Source organism: Micromonospora sp. WMMC273, from assembly GCF_027460285.1.
GTDB lineage: Bacteria > Actinomycetota > Actinomycetes > Mycobacteriales > Micromonosporaceae > Micromonospora > Micromonospora aurantiaca.
On record NZ_JAPZBE010000001.1, the window covers coordinates 3,860,967 to 3,883,912 of the forward strand.

Genomic DNA, 22,946 nt, shown 5'->3' on the forward strand with positions numbered 1-22,946 from the left:
TCGCCGCTTCGGCCATCCCGACGCGCCGGCTTGGCTGGCAACAGCCGGGCCGGCGCATCGGTCATCCCGACGCGTCGGCCCGGCTGACCAACAGCCGGGCCGCAACAGGGCCCTGCCGCCCACCCATCCCCCCGTCCCGAAGAGGCGTCACCCATGACCATCTCTCAGTTCCAGCCAACCGGCTCGTACGTTCGAGGGCCGGTGGCAGACCTCCTTTCATCCGATGTGACCTCGACCGCCCCGTCACCGGCGCTACGCGAGGCCCCGGCCTGGCCGGCGTCCTACGCTCAGGAGCGGATGTGGGTGGCCGAGCAGCTCGCCAACGGGGCGCCCGCCTACAACCTTCAGATGGGCCTGCGCATACGTGGTCACCTCGACGTGGAGGCCCTGCGGCAGGCCCTGGACGAGTTGGCGGCCCGTCACGACGCGCTGCGCACCAGGTTCGTGGTCGATGGGGCCAGGCTCACCTGCGTGGTCACCCCGCCGGGCCGGGTGCCGTTGGCGATGGCTGACCTCTCGCGGCTCGGTGACCCGGCTGGCGCAGTCGCCGAACGGGCCGAGCGGGAGCTGGGCACCCGCTTCGAACCGGCCACCGGTGAGACCTACCGGGCGGTCCTGCTGACCACGGACGCCGCCGACCACACCCTGCTGCTCACCATGGACCACCTCATCGCGGACCCCTGGTCGGTGCAGGTCCTGCACGAGGACCTGACCCAGGCGTACGCCCGCTGGCACGCTGGTGAGCCGCCGACGGATCCTGTCCCGGCGCACACCTACGGCGACTTCGCCGCCTGGCAGCGGGACTGGCTGGCCGGACTCGAGTGCGCCCGGCAGCTGGCGTACTGGCGTGACATCCTGCCCACCGACCCGCCGCGGTTGTCCCTGCCGGTGCGGACCGCGGCCCGCGAGCGGCAGGACATGCGCCGGTTCGCGGCGATGCTGGAGGGCGAGTTGGTCGACTCGGCCAACGCTACCGCACGGTCGGCCCGGGCGACGCTGTTCACCGTGCTGTTCAGCGGATACGCCGCGCTGCTGGGCCGGTACGGGCAACACCAGGAGGTGCTCGTCGGGTCGCTGTGCACCGGACGCACCCAGCCAGAATCCGAACGGGTGGTCGGGTTCGTCGCGAACGCGGTCGCGCTGCGGGCCGACCTGTCCGGCCGGCCGAGCCTCCGCGATCTGGTCGGCCGGGCCCGGGAGATCGTCCTGGACGCGTACACCAACCAGGACGTGCCCTTCGACACCGTGGTCGAGACGGTGCGGCCGGACCGGGCCCAGGGACGCCGGCCGTTCTTCGACGTGATGTTCCAGCTGGCGGATCTGCAGCGGCAGCCACTGAGCCTGCCGGACGCCGTGCTGGAGCCACTGCCGAGCGCGAGCCGGATCGCCGGCGCGGACCTGGTGCTGACGATCGCCCGGGAGGGCGACGGGTACCACTGCTACTGGGACTACGACGCCGGGCTGCTGGACGCCGCAACGGTCGAGCGGATGCACGGACACTACGTACGGCTGCTGGACGCCGCCCTGGCCGAGCCGGACCGGCCGATGGCCGAGTTCGAGATCGTGACCGGGGCGGAAGGTGCCGCCATCGCGGCGTTCTCCAGCCCGGCCCGACCGGTCGACCCCGGCTGGACGCTGCCGTCCGCGTTCGAGGCGGTCGCGGACCGCCACCCGGACCGCCCGGCGCTCAGCGGCCGGGTCCGGGCCGATTACGCCGAGCTCAACGCCGACGCGAATCGGCTGGCCCATGCGCTGCAGGCCCGCGGAGTCGGCCCGGAAGTCGTCGTGGGGCTGTTCCTCGACGACCGCGCGGACGTCATACTGGGCGCCCTCGGCGTTCTCAAGGCCGGCGGCGCCTACCTCCCGCTGGATCCGGCCTACCCGGCCGCCCGGATCCAGTACATGGTGGACGACGCCCGGCCCGCCTTGGTCCTCACCCGCGGACCGCTGACGGCCCGGGTACCTGCCGGTAGCACCACGGTCGACCTCGACGACCTCGGCAGCGAGCTGGCCGCGGCGTCGCCCGCCAATCCTGCGAGGACCCTGGACCCAACCGGGCTGGCGTACGTCATTTACACCTCCGGCTCGACCGGGCGGCCGAAGGGCGTCGGCGTGGTACACCGCGGCCTCGCGACGGTCAGCGCGGCGCAACGGCATGCCTTCCCGCTCTCGCCGGCCGACCGCATGCTGCAGTTCGCGTCGCCGAACTTCGACGCGTCGGTGCTGGAGGCCCTGATGGGCTTCGGCGCCGGTGCGTCGCTCTACCTGCCCGACGTCGAGGCGACGGCGGACACCGATCTGGAGCGGATGCTGGGCGGTACCCGGGCAACCGCCACCCTGCTGCCCCCGTCGGCGCTGGCCGGGATCGTCGACGAGTCGGTCGTTCCCGAGACGATCACGGTCGCCGGCGAGGCGTGCCCCGTTCCGCTGGCCGAGAAATGGGCGGCGAGCCGGACTTTCATCAACCTCTACGGCCCCACCGAGGCGTCGATCGTCTCCACCAGCTACCGGGTCGAGGCCGGCGTGCCACAGGGAGCAAGCCTGCCCATCGGTCGCCCGCTCCCCGGTGTCCGGGCGTTCGTCGTCCAGCAGGACGGCCACACGCTTGCCCCGGTCGGCGTGCCGGGTGAACTGTTGCTCGGCGGCGATGTGCTGGCCCGCGGATACCTCAGGCGGCCCGGGCTGACCGCCGAGCGCTTCCTGCCCGACGGATTCGGCGGCAACCCCGGCGGCCGCCTGTACCGGACCGGCGACCTGGTGCGTTGGCGCTCGGACGGCGTGCTCGAGTATCTCGGTCGCCTGGACCACCAGGTGAAGATCCGCGGGTTCCGCATCGAACTCGGAGAGATCGAGAGCACCCTCGCCACCTGCCCCGCGGTCCGCGAGGCGGTGGTCGTCGCCCGCGACGGACGGCTCGTGGCGTACGTCGGCGTGGCCGACGCGGTCGTCCCCGAGGAAGCCCTGCGGGAACACTGCTCCCGCACCCTGCCCGACTACATGGTCCCGGCGCGGGTGAGCATCGGTGCCGCGCTGCCCAAGACACCCAACGGCAAGATCGACCGGGCCAGGCTGCCGGACCTCATCGCGGTCGACCCACAGGAGCGTGTGCCACCGCGGGACGAGCTGGAGCAGGCGTGCGCCGAGATCTGGCGCGGGGTGCTGAATCTCGACATGGTCGGCGCATTCGACGACTTCTTCGCGCTGGGTGGGCATTCACTGGCGGCGACGCGGGTCGTCGGTCACGTACGGCAGGCGTTCGGCGTCGACCTTCCGGTTCGGACGCTGTTCGAACACCCCGTTCTCGCCGACTTCACCGCTGCGCTGGTGCGTTGGGAGGAGGAGCATGGCTGAGCACAGCACGGCCGCGCCGCATCCGGCGACGCAGCGCCTGCTCGACCGGCGGGCCCGAATGGCGACCCGGTCGGTCCCGCCGGTCGTCGGCGAGGCGCCATTGTCCTTCGGCCAGGAGCGCCTCTGGATCATGTCGCAGATCCAGGGTGGTACCGGCGGAGGTGGCCTGGTCAACGTCTTCCGGCTCTGCGGGCGGCTGGATCGCACGCTCCTCGACCGGGCGCTGACCGAGCTGCACCTTCGCCACGACATCCTGCGCACCGTCATAGGCCGGCAGGGCGGCACCGCCGTACAGCGGGTCATCCCGCCGGCTCCGGTGACGGTGCCGGTCGTGGACGTGTCCGGCGAGACCGACCCGATGGCGGCGGCCCACCGGGCCACCCTCGACCTCGACGCCCGCCCGTACCGGCTGGACCTGGAGCCGGGCATCCGGTGGCTGCTGTGCCGCCTCGGACCGGACGACCACGTCCTCGCCCTCGTCGCGCACCACATCATCATCGACGGATGGTCGGAGCACATCCTGCGCGCCGACCTGTCGGCCCTGCTGGTCGCCGCCGGCGACAGCGGGCCGGCGCCGTCGCCCGCTCCCCGCCACCGGTACGCCGAGTACGCCGTCTGGCAACGGGCCCGGCTCGCCGGCGCGGAGCTCGACGGCGACCGTGCATTCTGGCGGCGCGAGCTCGCGGGAGCGCCGCCCGCCGTCGCCCTGCCGTTCGACCGCGATCCGGACACCGGTTCGGACTTCCGCGGCGGGGTCCTGCGGGATGAGGTCCCGGCCGATGTGGCCGGGGCACTGGCGGACCTCGCGGCGGCCTGCGGCGTCACGAGGTTCATGGCATTCCTCACCGCGTTCGCCGTGACGATCGGCCGCGCCGGCGGTCAGTCCGATTTTGTCGTCGGCGCGCCAGCGGCCGGCCGGACCCGACCCGAGTGGGAAGAGCTGGTGGGATTCTTCATCACCCCCGTACCCATCCGGATCGACCTGTCCGGCCCGCCCACCTTCCGCCAGCTGCTGGCCCGGGTACGGGAGCGCTGCCTGGCCGCCATGTCGCACCAGGAGCTGCCGCTGGAGCACATCGTCGCCGACCTCCGTCCGCGTCGCGTGCCGGGACGTCAGCCGATGATGCAGGTGATGTTCCAGGTGTACGAGATGGAGCCGATCCCGCTGCGGGTGCCGGGGGTCGAGGTGACCGAGGAGCAACTCTTCCGCGGCACCTCGTCACTGGACCTGTCGGTGTCTCTGGTCCGCTCGTCGGACGGGTTCAGCGGCTACTGGGAGTACCGCGGGGCGGTGTTCGACGCCGCCACCGTGGCACGGATGCGGACCGACTTCTACCAGTGCGTACGGCGGATGTGCGACCACCCGGACGAACCTGTTCCGGCCCGGGAGGCGTGTTCCTAGTCACGGCACAGCCGCCGTGCTGCGGTGCAGACGATTTCCGCTCTACCGCAGCACGGCGCCGCCCGTGCCGGGACGGGCAGATTTCCGCAACGCGCGCAGCTCGTCGGAGGGCAGCGCGAACCTACCGAGGGTGGCGTGGTCCAACATCGGGTCCACTCGTTCGACGTCCTCCCCGACCAGCCTGCTGCGGTAGGTACTCACCACCACCCACCGCCCGGAATGGGACACCGACACCTCCATCGGCGGGCCATGCGGGTGCGCCCGGCGGTCCAGCCGCACCTTGCCGTGCGGGCGGGGGCAGTCCGGGCAGGTCCGCGTGAGGCGAACACGGGCCGGCTGCACGCCCAGGTGACGGGCGAACAGCGGACGTACCAGTGTGGCGCCGGTCAGGAACCGGGCCCGGGTCGTCGGGCCGCCGGTAGGCGTCGACGCGGTCCCGCTCGCCCGGCTCCAGCAGCGGCAGCCAGGCCGGATCGGCCCGCCGGTGTTCCGCCCGCCAGACGTCGACGTCGCGTGCCTGCCCGGTTGACATCAGCTCGCCCGCCGAGTCGCCTCGTCCTCGGTCATCGCCTCGATCTCGGCGAGAATGGCCTCCTCGACCCAGGACGACGCCGAGGCCACCGTGGGGCGTTCGAACATCATGCCGATCGGCACGTGCAGCTCGAACGCGCCGCGCATCCGCATCACCGCCCGGGTCACCAGCAGCGAGTGCCCGCCCATGGCGAAGAAGTCGTCGTCGGGGCCGATCCGCTCGATCCCGAGCACCTCGGCCCAGATCCGGCCGACCACCTCCTGCGTCGGATTCGCGAGCGGGGCCGACTCGTCCGGCGTGAGGGGGCCGCCGGCCTGCGGAGGCGGCAGTTGCTGCCGGTCCAGCTTGCCGTTGCCGAGCCGAGGCAGCGCGGCAAGGACATGGATCGACGTGGGCACCGCGTACGGGGGCAGGACCGAGCAGAGCTGCTCGCGGATCATCGCCGCGGTGGGTGGCGCGTCCGGCCGCAGGACCACGTACGCCGCCAGCCGCTTGTCACCGGGAACAGCCTCCCAGGCGATCACCACGGCGTCGGCGACGCCGGCACAGCCCAGCAGCGCCGCCGTCACCTCACCAAGCTCGGTCCGTACGCCGCGGATCTTCACCTGGTCGTCGCGCCGCTCCAGGAACATCAGCTCATCGTCCGCGCGCCGACGGCCCCAGTCGCCCGTCCGGTACAGCCGTTCGCCCGGCCGGGTCGGGTGCGGCACGAATGCCGCAGCGGTCATGGCCGGGTTGTTGAGGTAGCCCCGGGCCAGGCCGAGGCCACCGATCCACAGCTCGCCGGGGGCGCCGTCCGGCACCGGCCGCAGGTTCTCGTCCAGCACCCACACTTCGTTGTGGTCGAACGGGGTGCCGATGGCGACCGATCCGGCGGTCCCGACGCCGTCCGCCGCCACGCAGACGTGGCAGGTCGAGTCGATCGAGACCTCGGTGGCCCCCCAGGTATTGTCGAGGGTGACCCGGTCGCCGAAGACCTCATGGAACCGCCGCACCAGTCGCGGGCGCAGGGCCTCGCCGCTGGACAGCACGGACCGCAGCCTGCACATGGCGGCGACGTCCTCGGGCGTGACCGCCTGCAGGAAGAGGTCGAGCACGCTGGGCACGAACTGCACGTGCACCGCCTCGCTCGCGATGACCGCGTCGATGATCGCCTGCGGATCCAGGTGCAGGCGCGGTGGCAGGAGCGCGACCCGGCCACCGGTCAGCAACGGCCAGAGGATCTCCACCGCAGCATCGTCGAAGGTCAGAGTGGTCTTGTGCAGGACGGCGTCACCCACGGCGAGCGGGTGGTGGCGTTGCATCCAGGCCATCCGGTTCAGCCAGCCGCGGTGGCTGCTCGCCACGCCCTTCGGTCGGCCGGTGGAGCCCGAGGTGTAGTACACCGAGCACAGGCCCAGGCTGCGCGCCTCGCCCAGGCTCCCCCGTTCGGCCGCTCCCGCCACCGCCGCCACCTCGTCGAGGTCGCCCAGCGGTTCCAGGGCGGCGGGTGACACCACCCCGCATCCGGTGCCGATGAAGGTGTCGGCGACCCCGGGGTCGACGACCGCTACCCGGGCACCGGAGTCCGCCACGATCTGGACGATCCGTGCCTTCGGGGTGTCGGTCTCGATCGGCAGGTAGGCGGCGCCCGCGTGGAGAATGCCCAGCAGTCCGGCCACCATGTCGACCGACCGGTCCATGCACAGCACCACCGGCTCGTCCCCGGCCACCCCGCTGTCGAGCAGGCGCGCGGCGACCAGGGCGGCGTGGCGGTCCAGTTCGGCGTAGCTGAGGGCCCGGTCGGGCCCGGAGACCGCGACGGCGTCGGGCGTACGCCGGGCCTGCGCCCGGATCCCCTCGTGCAGCAGGGTCGCCAGGTCTAGTGGCGCGTCAGGGCCACGGAGGCAGGGCTCGGCATCGCCGTAGGAGAGCATCGACAGGCGCACCCCCGGATCGGCGACGACCTGCTCGACCACAGCGCGCAACTGGGTCATGAACCGTTCGATCGTGGGGGCGTCGTACAGCGCCGTGTCGAACTGCACGCCGTATTCGAGGCCCTCGTCGGTCAGGTCGAAGTTCAGCATCAGGTCGTACTTGGAGACCTCGTCCGGGGTCGGCAACACCTCGACGCCGAGTCCGGGCAGCCGGGCCGGGACCGTGGGTGCGCTGTTGTACTTGACCAGGATGTTGAACAGTGGCGTCCGGGACAGGTCCCGCGTCGGCTCCATGATGCGCACCAGGTGGTCGAACGGCACGTCCTGATGGGCGTACGCCTCGACGGCCCGGTCGCGGGTGCGCTTTAGGAGGTCGGTGAAGGTCGGATCGCCGGACAGGTCGTTGCGCAGCACCAGGATGTTCACGAACAGCCCGATGAGGTCGGCCGTCTCCGGGCGGGCGCGCTCGGCGACGGTCGTGCCGACCGTGACGTCCGACTGGCCGCCGTAGCGGGCGAGCAGGGCCTGCGAGGCCGCCAACAGCAGCATGAACGGCGTTGCGCCGTGCCGGCGGGCCAGGGCCGTCATCCGGTCGGTGAGCTCCGCGGGGAGCTGCGCCAGCCGGGTGTCCCCGCAAGTCGACCGACGCGGCGGCCGCGGGTGGTCGGGCGGCACCTCAGTGGCCACCGAGCCGGCGAGCGACTGTCGCCAGAAGTCGATCTTGCGTTCGAGCGTCGCGCCGCTCAGCTGGGCATCCTGCCGCAGCGCGATCTCGGCGTACTGGCCGGGCAGGGCCGGCCAGCCGGGCGCGCGGCCGCTGGTGAACGCCTCGTACGCGCCCGCCAGTTCCTCCAGCAGGATCCGGTGCGACCAGCCGTCAAAGGCGATGTGGTGGGCGGTGAGACACAGGACGTGCAGTTGTGGACCGCAGGCCAGCAGCACCGCGCGCAGCGGAAGCTGCGCCTCCAGCGTGATGGGCCGTTCCGCCTCGGCGGCGACCTCGGCCGCAATGGCGTCTTCGGCCACCGTCCGGGCCTCGAGCCGGAAGTCGGCAGCCGGGCACAGCACCCGTGCGGGCACCGAGTCGCGTACCTCGAATCGGGTACGCAGCACCTCGTGTCGCTCGACCACCGCGGTGAGGGCGGCGCGGAGCGCCTCGACGTCCAGCGGACCGGTGATCCGCAGCGCCATCGGAATGAGGTACTCGGGGCTTCGCGGGTTGAGCTGGTCGAGGAACCACAGCCGCTCCTGGGCCAGCGGCAGCCGTGGCGACCCGTCGGTCGGGTCCCCGCCGTCGACCGTGCCGGTCGTCTCCGGCGCGGCGGCCGGCTGGTCCTGCGTCGCGACCTGTGCGAGGCCCTCGTCGAGCGTCGCCGCGAACCCGGCGACCGTCGGGTAGCGGAACATGTCCCGCAGCATGATGTGCTCGGGCAACTGTGGGAAGGCATCGGCGCAGGCCATCACGATCTGGCTGGCCAAGAGCGAATGTCCGCCGAGATCGAAGAAGTCGTCGTGAATGCCCACTGTGCGGACACCCAACGCGGTCGACCACAGGTCGGCGACGGTTCGCTCCGCAGCGGTACGAGGAGCGGTGTAGGACGGCTCCGCCGGCTCCGCCGGATCAGGCGGCTCGGGCAGCGCCCTGCGGTCGACCTTCCCGTTATGGTTCATCGGAACGTCGTCGATCGCCACGAACGCGCTCGGCACCATGTAGGTGGGCAGTCGCTCGGCGGCCCACAGGGCGAGATCGGCGGGCGTGGGTGGTTCGGTGCCCGGTGCCACCACGTGGTAGGCGACGATGGCCTTGTCGCGGTTGCGCTCGCGCATCACGGCGACCGCGTCGGCGACGGCCGGATGGGCCAGCAGGGCACTGCGGATGTCACCGAGCTCGATCCGGTATCCGCGGATCTTGACCTGTTCGTCGACCCGGTTCAGGAAGTCCAGGACGCCATCGGGCCTGCTGCGGGCGATGTCACCGGTGCGGTATAGGCGCGCGCCCGGCCGAGTGGCGAACGGGTCGGGCACGAAGCGCTCGGCGGTCAGGCCCGGCTGGTGCAGGTATCCGCGCGCCACTCCGGCCCCACCGAGGTACAGCTCGCCCGCCTCTCCCCGGGCGACCGGCTCCAGGTTGTCGGTGAGGACGTGGGCCGTGTAGTTCGCCAGTGGCCGACCGATCGGTACGAGCTCGCCCGGGTCGTCGACGGCGCTGACCACCGCGCCGACAACCGTCTCGGTGGGGCCGTACTCGTTGACGATCAAGGCGTGTGGCGCGAGTCGTCGCCAGTCGCGGACCGACTCCGGCGACAGCACCTCGCCGCCCACCACGAAGGAGCGGACCGAGTCGACCGGTCCCCGGCCCACGACACGCGGAAGCAGCGCCTCGAAGTGCGTCGGGGTCAGCTTGACCACCTGGAAATCGAGATCGGAGCGGACCAACAGGTCGGCCAGATGGTCCAGCGTGTTCTCCTCGGGCACCACCCACAGCGGGCGCCCGGTGGTCAGCGGCAGGAACAGGGCGGTGACGGTCAGGTCGAAGCTGAGTGGCGAGTGCAGGGGTGCACCATCCCGGCCGCCGGTGTCGCCCAGCACCGCACCGATCGCGGTGAGGTAGTTCGCGAGCCCGCCGTGCGTGATGGCCGCGCCCTTCGGCTGACCGGTCGAGCCGGAGGTGAAGATGACGTACGCCAGCGAGTCGGGGTGGTTGATCACGTCGAGGTGCCGGTCGTCGTAGGCGCCGGGGCCGAGGTCGGCCAGGGTGAGGACCGGTCGGCTGTCGGCGGACGGCAGGATCTGGTCCTCCTCGTCGAGGATCAACGCCGGTCGGGCGTCGTCGAGCATCTGCCGCAGCCGGAGGAGCGGCAGGTTCCGATCCAGCGGCACGTAGACGCCGCCCGCCTTGAGCACCGCCCACAGCGCGGTGATCAGCGGCACCCCACGGCGCAGCAGCAGCGCGACCCGGCTCTCCGGGCCGATCCCGCGGTCGGCCAGCGCGCGGGCCAGGCGGTTGGCGCGGGTGTTCAGTTCACCGTACGTCACCCGCTCGTCGCCATCGACGATCGCGAGGGCGTCCGGTTGCTCGGCGGCGAGGCGCTCGAACCGCTCCACCACGGTGGCCGGCACGGCACCGTCGCCGTGCTCGGGACGGTCGAGGTGGCGCGGAAACGGTGCCGACGGGAGATCGGCGCGCGGAAGGGTCTCGGTCACGATGTCACCTCTCGGTCATGTGTCGGTCGACTGCCGCCGCCTTGTCCGCGCCGGCGTCGGCGTCGGCCCACCAGCCCCATGTCTCCGGCGGGGGCGCTGTGGTGAGGTCCTGCGGGCGTACGGGCACGCGGTGGAGGTCGACGCCGGTGGCGTCGCGGACTGCCGCCACGATCGCCGGGGTGCTGGAAAGCGTGGGCGGCTCACCCGCGCCACGCAGACCGTAGGGCGCGTGCGGATCAGGGTGTTCGAGGATCGAAAGGGTCATCTCAGGCATGTCCAGCATGGTGGGGATCAGGTAGTCGGTGAAGGACGGGTTGCGGATGACGCCATCCACCACGACCGCCTCCTCGAGCAGCGCAAGCCCGAGGCCCTGGGCCGAGCCGCCGTGGATCTGGCCCGCCAGGGACACGGGATGCAGGATCCGGCCCACGTCCTGTGCCGCAGCCAGCTCGACCACCCGGACCAGGCCCAGGTCGACGTCGACGTCGACCACCGCCCGGTGGGCGCACACGGCGAACTGCACGTGCGACGCGCCCTGTCCATCGGCGTCCAGCGGCACGGTCGGCCGGTGGCGGAATTCGCGGGTCTCCTCGACCGGCCCGTCCCTCAGCAGCTCGGCCAGGGGAACGTCGGGTCGGCCCGGAAAGTGGCGTGCGGCGACGGCCGCCAGGCGGGCGCTGATCGCCCCGCAGGCCGCCTGCACCGCGCCGCCGGTCATGTACGACTGCCGCGAGGCCGAAGTGGATCCGGCGGACCCGACATCGGTGTCGGCGGGCAGGATCTCCACCCGGTCGACCGGCAGCTCGGTCGCGACGATCTGGGCCAGCACGGTCTGCAACCCCTGGCCGACCTCGGCGGCGGCGGTGTGCACGATCGCCGTCGGTCCGTCGTCGCGCAGCTCCAGCCGTAGCCGGGCGGTCGAGTGGTCGTCGAACCCCTCCGAGTAGCAGATGTTCTTGATGCCGATGCCGTATCCCACCCCGCGCCGCACGCCCTCACCGCCGGTGGTGGCCCCGATCCCGCCGGGCAGATCGCGCGGGTCGAGTGGGTCCACGGGTGGCGGCAGCGGCGTGGCGCGCACCGCGTCGAGGATCTCCGCGATCGGGATCGGGGCGTCCACCAGTTGCCCGGTGGCGATCCGGGACCCCTGGCGTACGGCGTTGCGCGCGCGCACCTCCAGCGGCTCCAGGCCGCACGCACGGGCGAGTCGGTCCATCTGCGACTCGTACGCGAAGCAGGTCTGCACGGCGCCGAAGCCGCGCATCGCGCCGCAGGGCGGATTGTTGGTGTAGACGCCATAGACGTCCACCAGGACGTTGGGCACCTCGTACGGGCCGACACCGAGCGAGGCGGCGTTGCCGACGACTGCGGCAGTCGACGACTGGTAGGCACCACCGTCGAGGATGACCTCGGCGCGAACGTAGACCAGCCGGCCGTCGTGGTCGGCGCCGTGCTCGTAGCGCAGGATGGCCGGGTGCCGGTGGACGTGGCCAACGAACGACTCCTCCCGTAGGTACGCCATCCGGACCGGCCGCCCGCATGTAAGAGCGAGCAGACAGGCGTGCGCCTGCATCGACAGGTCCTCTCGGGCGCCGAACGCCCCGCCGACGCCGGCCAGCGTCAGCCGCACCTTCTCCGGCGGCAGGCCCAGCACGGCCGCGAGCTGGTCGCGGTCGACGTGCAGCCACTGGGTCGCGACCAACAGCTCCACGCCGCCGTCGCCGGCGGGCAGTGCCAGCCCGGACTCGGGTCCGAGGAAGGCCTGGTCCTGCATGCCCACCCGGTACTCGCCGCGCACGACCACTGCGGCGGGAACCGTGACCTCGCCGCGCCTGATGCGCTGGTGGCGTACGACGTTGAGGTACTCGTCGTGCACCAGCGGGGCGTCCGGATCGAACGCCGAGCGCCACGGGTCGGTCAGCGGAGTCTCCACCGCGTACTCGACCTCGATGAGCGCGACAGCGCGCCGGGCCGTCGCGGCGTCCTCGGCCGCCACCAGCGCGACCGGTTCGCCCTGATATCGGACTCGGTCGCCGGCCAGGACCGGCTGATCGCGGCGGTCGAGACCGGTCGTGCGGGCGGCCGGCAGGTCGCCGTGCGTCAGCACGGCATGTACGCCCGCGAGCCGCCGGGCCGCCTCCGCGCGGATGCTCACGATGCGCGCCCGGGCGTGCGGGCTGCGCAGGGTCGCGCCAAACAGCGCCTGCGGGTGCCGCAGGTCGGAGGAGTACGCGAACTCCCCCCGGGCCTTCAGCATCCCGTCGGGCCGGCGCGGGCTGGCGCCGATGCCCGCCGAGCCGGCCACCGTCAGCGCGACCGGGCGGCCGGTGACCGCGCTCATCGCACCTCCCGACCCGCTCGCCAAGCGCAGCGCACCGCGTGGATGATGGTCACGTACCCGGTGCACCGGCAGAGGTTGCCGGCCAGTGCCTCCCGGATGTCGTTGTCGCTCGGCTCGGCACGCCGGCTCATCAGCTCCTGCGCCGCCACGAGCAGGCCGGGCGTGCAGAAGCCGCACTGGACGGCACCAGCCGCGAGGAACGCCTCCCGCAGGAGAACCACCGCCGGCACGTCGACGAGTCCTTCCACCGTCTCCACCGAGCCGCCGTCGGCCTGCCCGGCGGGTACCAGGCACGCGTTGACGCACCCGCCGTCCAGCAGCACCGTGCACGAGCCGCACTCGCCCTGCTCGCACGCGTCCTTGGTCCCGGTCAGGCCGAGGTCGTCGCGGAGCAGCCGGAGCAGGCTGCGTTCGGGCGCCACGCCGTCGGCGGCCACCGGCCGGCCGTTGACCTTCATCGTCAGTCGCATAGCATCTCCCGCCAGGCGCGGCACACCGCCCGCTCCGCGAGCACACCCAGTGCATGCCGGCGGTAGTCGGCGGTGGTGCGGATGTCGTCGATCGGGTCGGCCGCCCCTCGGACCAGCCGGACGAACTCGGCCACCAGCTCTGCCGGAGGGGTGTCACCGCCGGCATCACGCATCGCCTCGACGAGGAAGCGTTCGGCGGCCCAGGCGCGGCGCGCGGTGGGTGCGGCCGCGCCGAAGGCGACCCGCACCCGCGGCCCGTTCGAGTGAATGGAGAGGGCGAGCGAGCACAGCGCGATGGCCATGGCGGACCGGCGGCCCACCTTGGCGAACAGCTGCGGTCCGGGGTGCGGCTCGACAAGGACCGCGGTGATCAGCTCGTCCGGGGCGAGTACGGTGCGCTGCGGTCCGAGGAGGAAGTCGGCGAGTGGTACCAGCCGGGTGCCGCGCAGCGACCGCATTTCGACCTGGGCGTCCAGGGCAAGCAACGCGGGATGGCTGTCACCAGCCGGCGAACCGGTGGCCAGATTGCCGCCGAGCGTGGCTCGCTGGCGGATCTGGGCAGAGCCGACCGTCCGCGCCGCGAGGGCCAGGCCGGGCAGCCGGTGCGCATACTCGTGCAGGATCGTGCCGAAGGTGACGCCGGCGCCCAGCCGGATCAGATCGCCGGTGTCGTCCACCCGGCGCAGCTCCTCCACACGGCTGATGTCCAGCAGCGCCGCCGGCGCCCACCCGCGAAGGTTGGCAGCCACCATGAGGTCGGTGCCGCCCGCGACGATCACGGCATCGCGGGCCCGGGCAAGCAGCCGCAGCGCCTCGTCGAGGTCGGCAGGGCGAAGGTAGTCGCTCCGAGGCGCCGCCGAGACGGCGCCCGCTGGGCCGATGAGAGTCGATGTCGGGGTCACACCGCAGTGCTACGCCGCTGTTCTTTCGCCGGGCTGTCGACGTCCTATCTCCACCGCGCCGCCGGCGTGAGCGTGCGCCGAAGGGCCCCGGTCCGGCCGCCGTCGTGCGGGCGCGGGGGTGCGGAAGAGCAGGATGCCCCTCCCGCCTGCCGGGTGTCGCCGGTGGCGGCCGGGCGGAAAAGGCGGTTGAAAGGCCCGCGAAAGCGCCGACCGCCAGCCTCGCAGACAACCGAGCAGGGCCGACTCGACGGCCCTCGGAGGCTGCGATGGGAGAAGACGTGTCCGAGCAGGAACAGCACTACACCGTCGTGGTCAACGACGAGGAACAGTACTCGATCTGGCCGACCGGCCGCACCGTACCGCCCGGCTGGTCACCCACCGGAGTGGAAGGCACCAAGCAGGTCTGCCTCGACCACATCGAGCAGGTGTGGACGGACATGCGACCCCTCAGCCTGCGCCAACAGATGACCGCAGCCTGAGCGGCCGGACCGGAGCCAGCGATGGCCACGACCATCCCACCCCGACCGACAGGACCCTGTCAATCCGGCGCCAACCCTCGGAATCGGCTGGAGCGGGGCCACCAGGCCCTCAGCCGATCCGCCGACGGCGCAACCCGTTCCCCACAGAGAGGCACGCGCAAGTGAAGAACATCGGCGTGGTCGGTGCCGGAACCATGGGCATCGGAGTGTCCCATCTGTTCGCCGCGGGCGGCTTGCCGGTCGTCCTGGTCGACGTCGACGAGGCGACGCTGGATCGCGCGGCCCGGCTCATCGAGCGCAATGTCCGGCTCTACCGAATGCTCGACCCAGCTTCGCATGCGCAGCCAGCCGAGGTGCTGTCCCGCATCGAGTTCACCACGGATCTCAAGAGGCTCGCCGACGTGGACTTCGTCGTCGAGAACGTCACCGAGGACTGGGCGGTGAAGGGGCCGCTCTACGTCGAGATGGACAGGATCTGCCCGGAGCACTGCGTCTTCGGCGTCAACACCTCGGCCATCCCCATCACCAAGGTAGCCGGCCATGCCGGCCGGGCCGACCGGGTGATCGGCACCCACTTCATGAACCCCGCGCCGATCAAGCCTCTCGTCGAGGTCATTCGCGGCTTCCACACCTCGGACGCGACCGTAGCGGGCACCCGTGACGTGATCTCACGCGCCGGCAAGGACAGCGTCGTCGTCAACGATTCACCGGGGTTCGTCACCAACCGGGTGGCCATGATGACGGTCAACGAGGCCATCTGCCTGCTGGACGAGGGCGTCTCCACCGCGGCCGACATCGACCGCCTCTTCGTCGAATGCTTCGGCCACAAGATGGGTCCGCTGGCCACGGCAGACCTCATCGGCCTGGACACCGTCCTGTACTCGCTCGAGGTCCTGCAGGACCATTTCCGCGATCAGAAGTTCCGGCCCAGCCAGTTGCTCTGCAAGCTCGTATACGCCGGTCAACACGGCGTGAAGACCGGTCGCGGCTTTTTCACCTACAACATCTAAAGGAGCAGAGGATCATGAACGAGCGTCTCGGCATCATTCGCGATTTCGTCGAGAGCCACATCAATGGCCTCGCCGTTGACGACGACGAGGACATCTTCGCGACCGGCTACGTGAACTCCCTGTTTGCGGTCCAGCTCGTGATGTTCGTGGAGAACACCTTCGGTGTCACCGCGAACGGAGATGACCTCGATATCGGCAACTTCCGGACAATCAATGTCATCGATGCCTTTGTGACCAGCAAACTCGCGGTGCCGGCCGCCTGAGAACTCCCACCACAGCAAAGGAGACCGCCATGGCTGCGCTGATGGCGTCAACCACGGACCCGCTTCGCGTGGCGATCGTCGGCACCGGGAACATCGGAACCGATCTACTCCTGAAGGTCATCGACTCCCCCGCGCTGCGCTGCGAGATGTTCGCGGGGCGCCGTGCCGGATCACCCGGCATCGCGCTGGCCGACTCGCACGGCGTTCCCACCAGCGTGGCGGGCATCGATGCGATCGTCGACATCGCCGATCGCATCGACATCGTCTTCGACGCGACATCGGCCAGGGACGCGGCTCGGCACTGGTCGATCATCGAGCCGCTCGGCCCGTCATTCATCGACCTGACACCGGCCAACCTCGGGAAGTTCTGCGTACCGGCGCTGAACCTCGACGAATGCCTGAACGAGCGGTATCTCGGCATGGTCACCTGTGGCGGACAGGCAGCGGTTCCCATGGCGGTCTGTGTCGCTGAGGCGACGGACGGCCTCGGCTACGTGGAGATCGTGTCGGCGAGCTCTTCGGCAAGCGTGGGCCCGGCCTCCCGAGCGAACCTCGATGAGTACGTCGTCACCACGCAGAAGGCCACCCACCAGTTCTGTGACGTCGACCGCGCCAAGACCGTTCTGATCATCAATCCCGCCGAGCCCGGGATCGTCATGCGCAACTCCATCACCGCCCTGGCGTCGGAGCGCATCGACATGGATGCCCTTCGGGCCGCGGTGGACATCATGGAGAAGCAGATCCGCACCTACGTTCCCGGGTACCGCGTCGTCGTCCCGCCGGTCAGGGACTCCAACCGAATCATGATCACCGTCGAGGTCGAGGGTCGCGGTGACTGGCTGCCGCGCTCGGCCGGAAACCTGGACGTCATCACGTGCGCGGCCGTGGCGGCGGCCGAGGCGCGAGCGGGGAGATCAGTATGAGGACCACCGAAAGTCGTCTTTCTCTCTGCGACACGACGCTACGGGACGGCAACCACGCGGTCTCGCACCAGCTCGGTGAGGCCGACATCCGCGCCTACGCGAGGGCCGCCGAGCTCGCGGGCGCGGACGTCGTGGAGGTCGGCCACGGCAACGGCCTGGGCGCCTCCACGATCCAGGTCGGCCTGGCCGCGCTCAGCGACACGGAGATGCTGACGACGGCCAAGGCGGAACTGCGAAACGCGCGTCTCGGTGTGCTGTCGATCCCCGGGTTCGCGACTGTCGAGGGGCATCTCAAGCCAGCCCTCCACTGTGGAGTCGATGAGGTCCGGGTCGGCGCCCACTGCACGGAGGCGGACGTGACGCGGCAGCAGATCACCATGCTCCGGGCGATGGGGATCACGGTCAAGGGCATGCTCCTGATGAGCCACATGGCACCTGCGGCGAAACTGGCCGAACAGGCCAGGATGATGCAGGACTTCGGGGCCGAGGCCGTGGTGCTGATGGACTCGGCCGGCGCCTACACCCCGCGGGACGTCACCGAGAAGGTCAGGACCGTCGTCGAACACCTGGACATCGACGTCGGCTTCCACGCGCACAACAACCTCGGGCTGGCCGTGGCCAACAGCATGGCCGCCATCGCGGCGGGCGCGACGATCGTCGACGTCACCTCCCGGGGATTCGGCGCCGGGGCCGGAAACGCGCCGCTGGAGCTGATCGCGGCGAACCTGCATGTGCGGGAGATCGCATCCGGGGTGGACCTCTTCGGCGCCCTGGACGCGGCCGATCTGGCCGAGGATCGGTTCGTCAAGCATGTCCCCACCAACGACAGCATCACCATCACCAGCGGCATCGCCGGAGTCTTCTCCGGGTTCGCCAAGCCGGTCCGTCAAGCCGCGGACCAGTTCGGGGTGGACCCCCGCGAAATCCTGATGGAGCTCGGCCGCCGACGGGTCGTGGCCGGCCAGGAGGACACGATCATCGAAGTGGCAATGGCGCTGACCGCCGACGACAAGCCGGGTCCGATGTGAGACTGCCAACGCTTTGGAGGCACCGAGTGAAGAATCAGTCCGCAGCCGACCTCGCCGCGGCCGCGACGCTGCTGCAGATCGGCGCTGAGCTGGGACTAGACCACGTGCTGGAGCCCGGTAACCCGTTCACGATCGCCTCCGCCGCCGAGACCGCGGGGATCCCGCGGTCGGGTGTCGCCGCGTACGTGGAGACCCTCGCCGCTGCGGGCCTGGTGGTCCCGACGGCCGACCCCGGTGTGTTCTGCGCAGCGCCGGACTTCGCCGAGCGCAGGCATGAGGCCGGCTACCTCGCCTGGTCGCTCACCGCCAACAGCCCTTTCGTCGAGAACGCGCGGGAGTTCCTGATCGATCGGGAAACATCCGCGCAGGCGCACCAACGCAACGGGCGCCGGGTCGCGGTCAGCTCACGCTGGATTGGTGAGCGAACCTTCTACCCCGCGGTGCTCAACCGGACCCGGGCGTCCGGCGCCTCGCGAATCGTGGACCTCGGCGCGGGTGCCGGCGGACTGCTCATCCAAGCGCTGCAACAGGATTCGTCCCGCACCGGCGTGGCGGTCGACATCAGCGCCTCCGCCTGTTCCTCCGCTCGGACGGCCGCAATTCGGGCCGGCGTGGCCGAGCGCATGGAGGTGGTGGAACGGCCGATCGAATCGCTCATCGACGACCCCGGTCCCATCAAGGGCGCCGACGTCATCACGGCCTGCTTCGTCCTGCACGACATCGTCCAAGACGACGCGCTGTGTGAAGCCGTGCTACGTCAGTGCCGCGACGCGCTCCCCCCGGGCGGGGCCATGGTCGTCGCCGACGCCGTCTCGTTCGCCGCTGGCGAGGAGGAGCGCAGGTTCAGCGCTCTCTTCACGTACCTGCACGCCACCTTCATGGAGGTCTTCCTGCCCAGCGAGAAGGAGTGGCTGGAGAAGTTCCGGGCCGCCGGTTTCCGGCACGTCGAGAGCCACGCAGAGATCCTGCCCGGTGGCCGACTCTTCGTGGCGGTCAGGTAGTGAGCCCGGGGACATCCGGCATGACACCGCAGCGGGTGGTTGCCGACGAGCTCTGGACCGCAGCCCGGCATCGCCTCCCGGTCCCACGCATCTCCCAGCGGCATCCGGAGTTCACGCTGAACGACGCGTACGCCGTCCAGCGGAGGGTGCGCGACGCGGAGCTGACCGACGGAGCTCGTCTGGTGGGCAGCAAGATCGGCGCCACCAGCGCGGCGATCCAGAAAATGTTCAACATCGACCATCCGGACTTCGGCTTCTTGACCGACCGGATGCTGCTGCCCGACGGCATCCATCTGGACACGGGACGGTTCATCCACCCGAAGGTGGAGGGCGAAGTCGCCTTCGAGCTGGGTGAGGACCTGACCGGCACCGAGGTGACGGCGCAGGACGTCCTCGACGCGACGTCCGCGGTGATCCCGGTGCTCGAGGTGCTCGACAGCCGGTTTGACAGTTGGGACATCACCCTCGTCGACACGGTCGCCGACAACGCGTCGTCCGCGATGGCGGTGCTCGGCACCCCGACCCCGCTTGGCAACCTCGACCTCGCGGCTCAGCGTATGGTCTTCGAGGTGCGGGAGCGGGACGGCACGGTCCGCAGCCGCCTCACTGCGACCGGTGCTGCCGTAATGGGGCATCCTGCTGAGTCCGTGGCCTGCCTGGTCCGCATCCTGGCCAGCTACGGCGACGGCATCCGAGCCGGCGACATCGTGCTCGCCGGGTCCTGGGCCGGCGCCGTGGACCTGGTGCCCGGCCGAGATGTGCGGGCCTCGTTCGGTGTTCTCGGCTCGGTCTCGCTGGTCGCGGTCGGGCCACGGGCGAACGAGTAAGGGCTCATGGGGCCGAGGAGGCGCCGAACGCCTGGGCCGGGCATCGTCGTCCGGCTCCGCGCCTAGGCGGGGCCCGGCACGGGCCAAGGGCGCCTCCCGGACAGCAACATAGTGGGAACTCCCGGACCGCACCGGCGTCCTGAGACGCGGACCCTTTGCTCCTTGCGTCCGGGCTGCATGAAATCAACGAAGTAACGGACCGGAGGTAAACAATGCTGTCTTTGCGTATCAGGCAGGCGATGGTGATCGGTGCCGTCGTCGCGGGCTTCACCGCACTCACCCCAAACCTTGCATCCGCCGGTATCTACACCTGGAAGTACTATGCAACCTACTCGACGGCGGCCGAGTGCCAGCAGGCCGGCGTCTCTTTGATCAGCAGCGGCCAGGCCGAAAACTACCGCTGCGAGGGCACCTCCGGCGCTGACCTCTACCTGGCTCACAACTGGTGACACGCAATTGTCACGCCCAGAGTCAGTATCGGATTGAAGCTTCTCACAGTCAAAACGTGACTGGAGGCTGAACCGTGAGGCCCCCGACAGGTGCGGGAATAACAAGCCGCACTACGTCGGGGGCTCATGCCTTGCCTGAACTGTGCCTGACCCGCTCAAGGCAGTGGCCTGGGTTGCTGAAGATCGCGCGGGGCGGTCCGGTGATACTCGTTGACCACCACCGAGCCGGGTCGGCGCCTGGCATCCCAGCGCAACCTCCGACTCGGGCGGAACAGCCGAACCACCCGGTCGCGTCGGAGATGCTGAAGTAGCCGCCGGGGGGCACCGTAACCGCCTGGCCGACCGCCTTCGTCGAAATCCGCGGCGGCGTCAGTTGGCGCGGATTTCTGATGTACGGCTTCCTGCGAAATGCCCCCGATAGGTGCGCGATAGCCTGGACAGCAATTCTTGGTCGTGTCAGCCATGCCGTTGGCCGAAGTCGAAAGGAATCGCAGTGACTTTACTGCAGAACGCCGTAATCAGCGCGGGGTGTTCGTGCCGGCTGCAGCCGCCGAACGTCGCTACGGGTTACATCGAACTCGACCCCTGTGAACGACAGTTGGTCAGCGGCATTGCGACCGAGCTTGCGGCAGCACCACACAGCTCCATTCAGGAGTTGCCCTGGATCGATCTGGTACGACGGAATTGGGAGCGTATGCCGGAAAGGGTGCGGCAGTTCGTCCGAGCGTTCCGCCGGTACGGCAACGACGACGGCTACCTGCTCGTACGAGGCCTTCCGGCCGAAGCCGGCCCGCTGGAGTACACCCCCAACGGTCCAGCATCGGTACGCCGGGAGCCGTCGGTGCCGGCTGCGGTGCTGATGCTCTTCGCGACCGGTCTCGGTGATCCGGTGGCATACCAGCCGGAGAAGTCGGGCGGTCTGGTGCAGGACGTCGTTCCGGTGCCCGGGATGGAGACCTTCCAAGGCAATGCCGGCTCCACCGCAGTGCTCTCGTTCCACGTCGAGAACGCCTTCCACGAGCACCGCCCGGAGTACATCACGCTGCTCTGCCTTCGGGCCGACCATGAGGGCGAGGCGGGTCTGCGGATCGCGTCGATCCGCCGGGCGTTGCGCCATCTGGACGGCGGAACGGTTGACGTGCTTTCCGCGGCCGAGTTCCGGACCGCTGCCCCGCCGTCGTTCGGGCACCGTGATCGCAGCGTGCCGCACGCCATCTTGACCGGGGAGGCGGACCTTAGGGTGGACCTGAGCGCCACGACTGCTACGACGGAGCGGGCTGCGGCGGCGGTACGCGCACTAACTCGGGCTCTTGAGGCCGTGGCGGTCACGATCCACCTCGAGCCGGGCGACTGGGCCATCGTCGATAACCGGACGGCCGTGCACGGACGCTCTCCGTTCACCCCCCGTTATGACGGCTACGACAGGTGGTTGCAGCGCACCTACATCGCGACGGACCTGCGCCGCTCCCGCAGCCTCCGCCCCGGTGACGGTCACGTCATCGTCGGGTGAGCTCAACAACGTCCACTATCCGTTAGCGAACTGGTCCAGGCTGTCGCGGTGCTCGCCCCTGCTCATCAGGACGCCACATGGCGGCGGACCCGCGCGTCCAATGAGCTGCGGTCGCTGCTGCGAGAGTACTTCGCCGGCTTCCTCAACGCGTTCGCAGGCAGGAAAGGGCATCTGACCAGCCCGGACGCCCGCGCTGTGTTGGCCATTGCGGCGACGCCGGCAACAGCGGCCAAGCTGTCCCGCACCCGGATCGCGGCGGCGCTGCGCCGCGGATTCGTCAACGCGGCGTCGATGAACTTGCCGCTGAGTTGCATGAAGCCCTGCGCCGTCCGCAGCTGCGGCAGCTGCCGATGGTCGAGGCCGCGATGGGCGCGCAGTCCCTCGCTCTGCTGGCCGCACTAAACGTCGAGTGCGCCAGCGTCGACCAGCTCGCAGAAGCCGCGAGCGAAGCGTTTCGCCAGCATCGCGACCACGAGATCGTCACGAGTTTTCCCGGCCTGGCCGACGTCACCGGCGCCCGGGTCCTCGCCGAGATCGGCGACGACCGTACCCGCTTCGCCTACGCCCGCGCGTCAAAGGCATACGCCGGGTCCGCACCCGTCACCCGCGCTTCTGGACGAAGCATCTCCATCACCCACCGCAAGGTCAAGAACGACCGCCTCGCGGCCGCCGGCTATATCTGGTCCTTCGTCGCGGCTACCCACGCCGAACCCGCCAAGCAGCACTACCAACGCCGCCGCAACCACGGTGACCGGCATCCCGCGGCACTGCGGAACCTTTTCAACAAACTCCTCGGCTGCCTGCACCATTGCCTGAGCACCGGCCAGCTCTACGACCCGGTCAAGGCATTCACACTGTCTCGGCCTGCATACGCCCGCCGAACCGAGTTCATGCGTCCAGTGCTGCTGCCGCCCGTTGAAGATCGGCACGGCCCAGCAGCGCCCGCAATCCAATGTTCTCGGCCGCCAACGTCATCTTGTGCACAATGAATCGTACTGGTGTCCGATGATCGACACGAACCGATGCCCACCTCGGATTGCGCGTTGTTGGTGCCATCCCGATCGGTTGACGGTCAGCCTACCCGGACCGTACGGGTCCCCGCGTTACCAACAGGGAGCCGAGCGGCACACCGTCGAGGGGGTTGACCCGAGGTTAGGGTCAGCCCCCTCGACGCCGAGTCGGGACAATAGATTCGAACCGACAACCCCTTGTTACCGTCCGTAGCTACCCCGACCTTGTCATTGGCCGTCAGAAATAAGCGCTGAGCTGCACAGACACGGTCAGAGACCGATCGCCCCTTGTCACTGGTTGTCAACTGCAGGTGGGGGTTTTCGGGGG

At 70.3% G+C, this 22,946-nt stretch carries 17 protein-coding genes; 12 read left to right on the forward strand and 5 right to left on the reverse strand.

Annotated elements, in window-relative coordinates; all coding sequences use genetic code 11:
• The first annotated feature begins 225 nt into the window (after positions 1-225).
• Positions 226-3,351 (forward strand): non-ribosomal peptide synthetase, encoded by a 3,126-nt coding sequence (locus tag O7611_RS17800; protein ID WP_194803216.1) that lies wholly within the window; start codon positions 226-228, stop codon positions 3,349-3,351.
• Positions 3,344-4,753: a condensation domain-containing protein gene (locus O7611_RS17805; protein WP_194803215.1), complete on the forward strand. Its 1,410-nt coding sequence runs from the start codon at positions 3,344-3,346 to the stop codon at positions 4,751-4,753. The genes O7611_RS17800 and O7611_RS17805 overlap by 8 nt, the downstream gene beginning before the upstream one ends.
• A 42-nt stretch (positions 4,754-4,795) precedes the next feature.
• Here O7611_RS17805 and O7611_RS17810 read toward each other — a convergent pair whose 3' ends face one another.
• The 5 genes from O7611_RS17810 to O7611_RS17830 all read right to left on the reverse strand — a co-directional run bounded on the left by O7611_RS17810 (position 4,796) and on the right by O7611_RS17830 (position 14,118).
• Positions 4,796-4,954, reverse strand: coding sequence for a hypothetical protein (locus tag O7611_RS17810; protein ID WP_269697263.1), 159 nt, complete (start codon positions 4,952-4,954; stop codon positions 4,796-4,798).
• Positions 4,955-5,284: 330 nt separating this feature from the next.
• A complete protein-coding gene (locus tag O7611_RS17815; protein ID WP_194803214.1) occupies positions 5,285-10,405 on the reverse strand; it encodes a non-ribosomal peptide synthetase in 5,121 nt (1,706 codons plus the stop codon).
• A gap of 4 nt (positions 10,406-10,409) precedes the next feature.
• Entirely contained in the window at positions 10,410-12,746 is a 2,337-nt protein-coding gene (locus tag O7611_RS17820; RefSeq protein ID WP_194803213.1) for a molybdopterin cofactor-binding domain-containing protein, read from the reverse strand.
• On the reverse strand, positions 12,743-13,216 hold the full coding sequence (locus tag O7611_RS17825; protein WP_194803212.1) for a (2Fe-2S)-binding protein: 474 nt from the start codon (positions 13,214-13,216) through the stop codon (positions 12,743-12,745). The genes O7611_RS17820 and O7611_RS17825 overlap by 4 nt, the downstream gene beginning before the upstream one ends.
• Entirely contained in the window at positions 13,207-14,118 is a 912-nt protein-coding gene (locus O7611_RS17830) for an FAD binding domain-containing protein (protein WP_269697264.1), read from the reverse strand. The genes O7611_RS17825 and O7611_RS17830 overlap by 10 nt, the downstream gene beginning before the upstream one ends.
• A 266-nt stretch (positions 14,119-14,384) precedes the next feature.
• On the opposite strand from O7611_RS17830, the gene O7611_RS17835 reads away from it, so the two are divergent.
• From O7611_RS17835 to O7611_RS17880, 10 genes are all read left to right on the forward strand, one after another.
• Entirely contained in the window at positions 14,385-14,597 is a 213-nt protein-coding gene (locus O7611_RS17835; protein WP_194803211.1) for an MbtH family protein, read from the forward strand.
• 161 nt (positions 14,598-14,758) lie between these two features.
• On the forward strand, positions 14,759-15,607 hold the full coding sequence (locus O7611_RS17840) for a 3-hydroxyacyl-CoA dehydrogenase family protein (protein WP_194803210.1): 849 nt from the start codon (positions 14,759-14,761) through the stop codon (positions 15,605-15,607).
• Between the two features lie 14 nt (positions 15,608-15,621).
• The gene (locus tag O7611_RS17845; RefSeq protein ID WP_194803209.1) at positions 15,622-15,870 is read left to right on the forward strand and encodes an acyl carrier protein; all 249 of its coding nucleotides are present in this window, start codon (positions 15,622-15,624) and stop codon (positions 15,868-15,870) included.
• A 29-nt stretch (positions 15,871-15,899) separates the two neighbouring features.
• A complete protein-coding gene (locus O7611_RS17850; RefSeq protein ID WP_228532984.1) occupies positions 15,900-16,793 on the forward strand; it encodes an acetaldehyde dehydrogenase (acetylating) in 894 nt (297 codons plus the stop codon).
• Complete coding sequence (gene dmpG, locus O7611_RS17855; protein ID WP_194803208.1) at positions 16,790-17,821, forward strand: 4-hydroxy-2-oxovalerate aldolase; 1,032 nt, start codon at positions 16,790-16,792, stop codon at positions 17,819-17,821. The genes O7611_RS17850 and dmpG overlap by 4 nt, the downstream gene beginning before the upstream one ends.
• Positions 17,822-17,847: 26 nt before the next feature.
• Positions 17,848-18,822 carry a methyltransferase gene (locus O7611_RS17860; protein WP_269697265.1) on the forward strand — a complete coding sequence of 325 codons (975 nt, stop codon included), beginning with the start codon at positions 17,848-17,850 and terminating at the stop codon, positions 18,820-18,822.
• Between the two features lie 20 nt (positions 18,823-18,842).
• Positions 18,843-19,649: a 2-keto-4-pentenoate hydratase gene (locus O7611_RS17865; protein ID WP_269697266.1), complete on the forward strand. Its 807-nt coding sequence runs from the start codon at positions 18,843-18,845 to the stop codon at positions 19,647-19,649.
• A gap of 221 nt (positions 19,650-19,870) precedes the next feature.
• Positions 19,871-20,098, forward strand: coding sequence for a hypothetical protein (locus O7611_RS17870; protein ID WP_194803205.1), 228 nt, complete (start codon positions 19,871-19,873; stop codon positions 20,096-20,098).
• A 493-nt stretch (positions 20,099-20,591) separates the two neighbouring features.
• A complete protein-coding gene (locus O7611_RS17875; protein ID WP_269697267.1) occupies positions 20,592-21,608 on the forward strand; it encodes a TauD/TfdA family dioxygenase in 1,017 nt (338 codons plus the stop codon).
• A 350-nt stretch (positions 21,609-21,958) separates the two neighbouring features.
• A complete protein-coding gene (locus O7611_RS17880) occupies positions 21,959-22,597 on the forward strand; it encodes a transposase (RefSeq protein ID WP_228532983.1) in 639 nt (212 codons plus the stop codon).
• Positions 22,598-22,946: the final 349 nt, after the last annotated feature.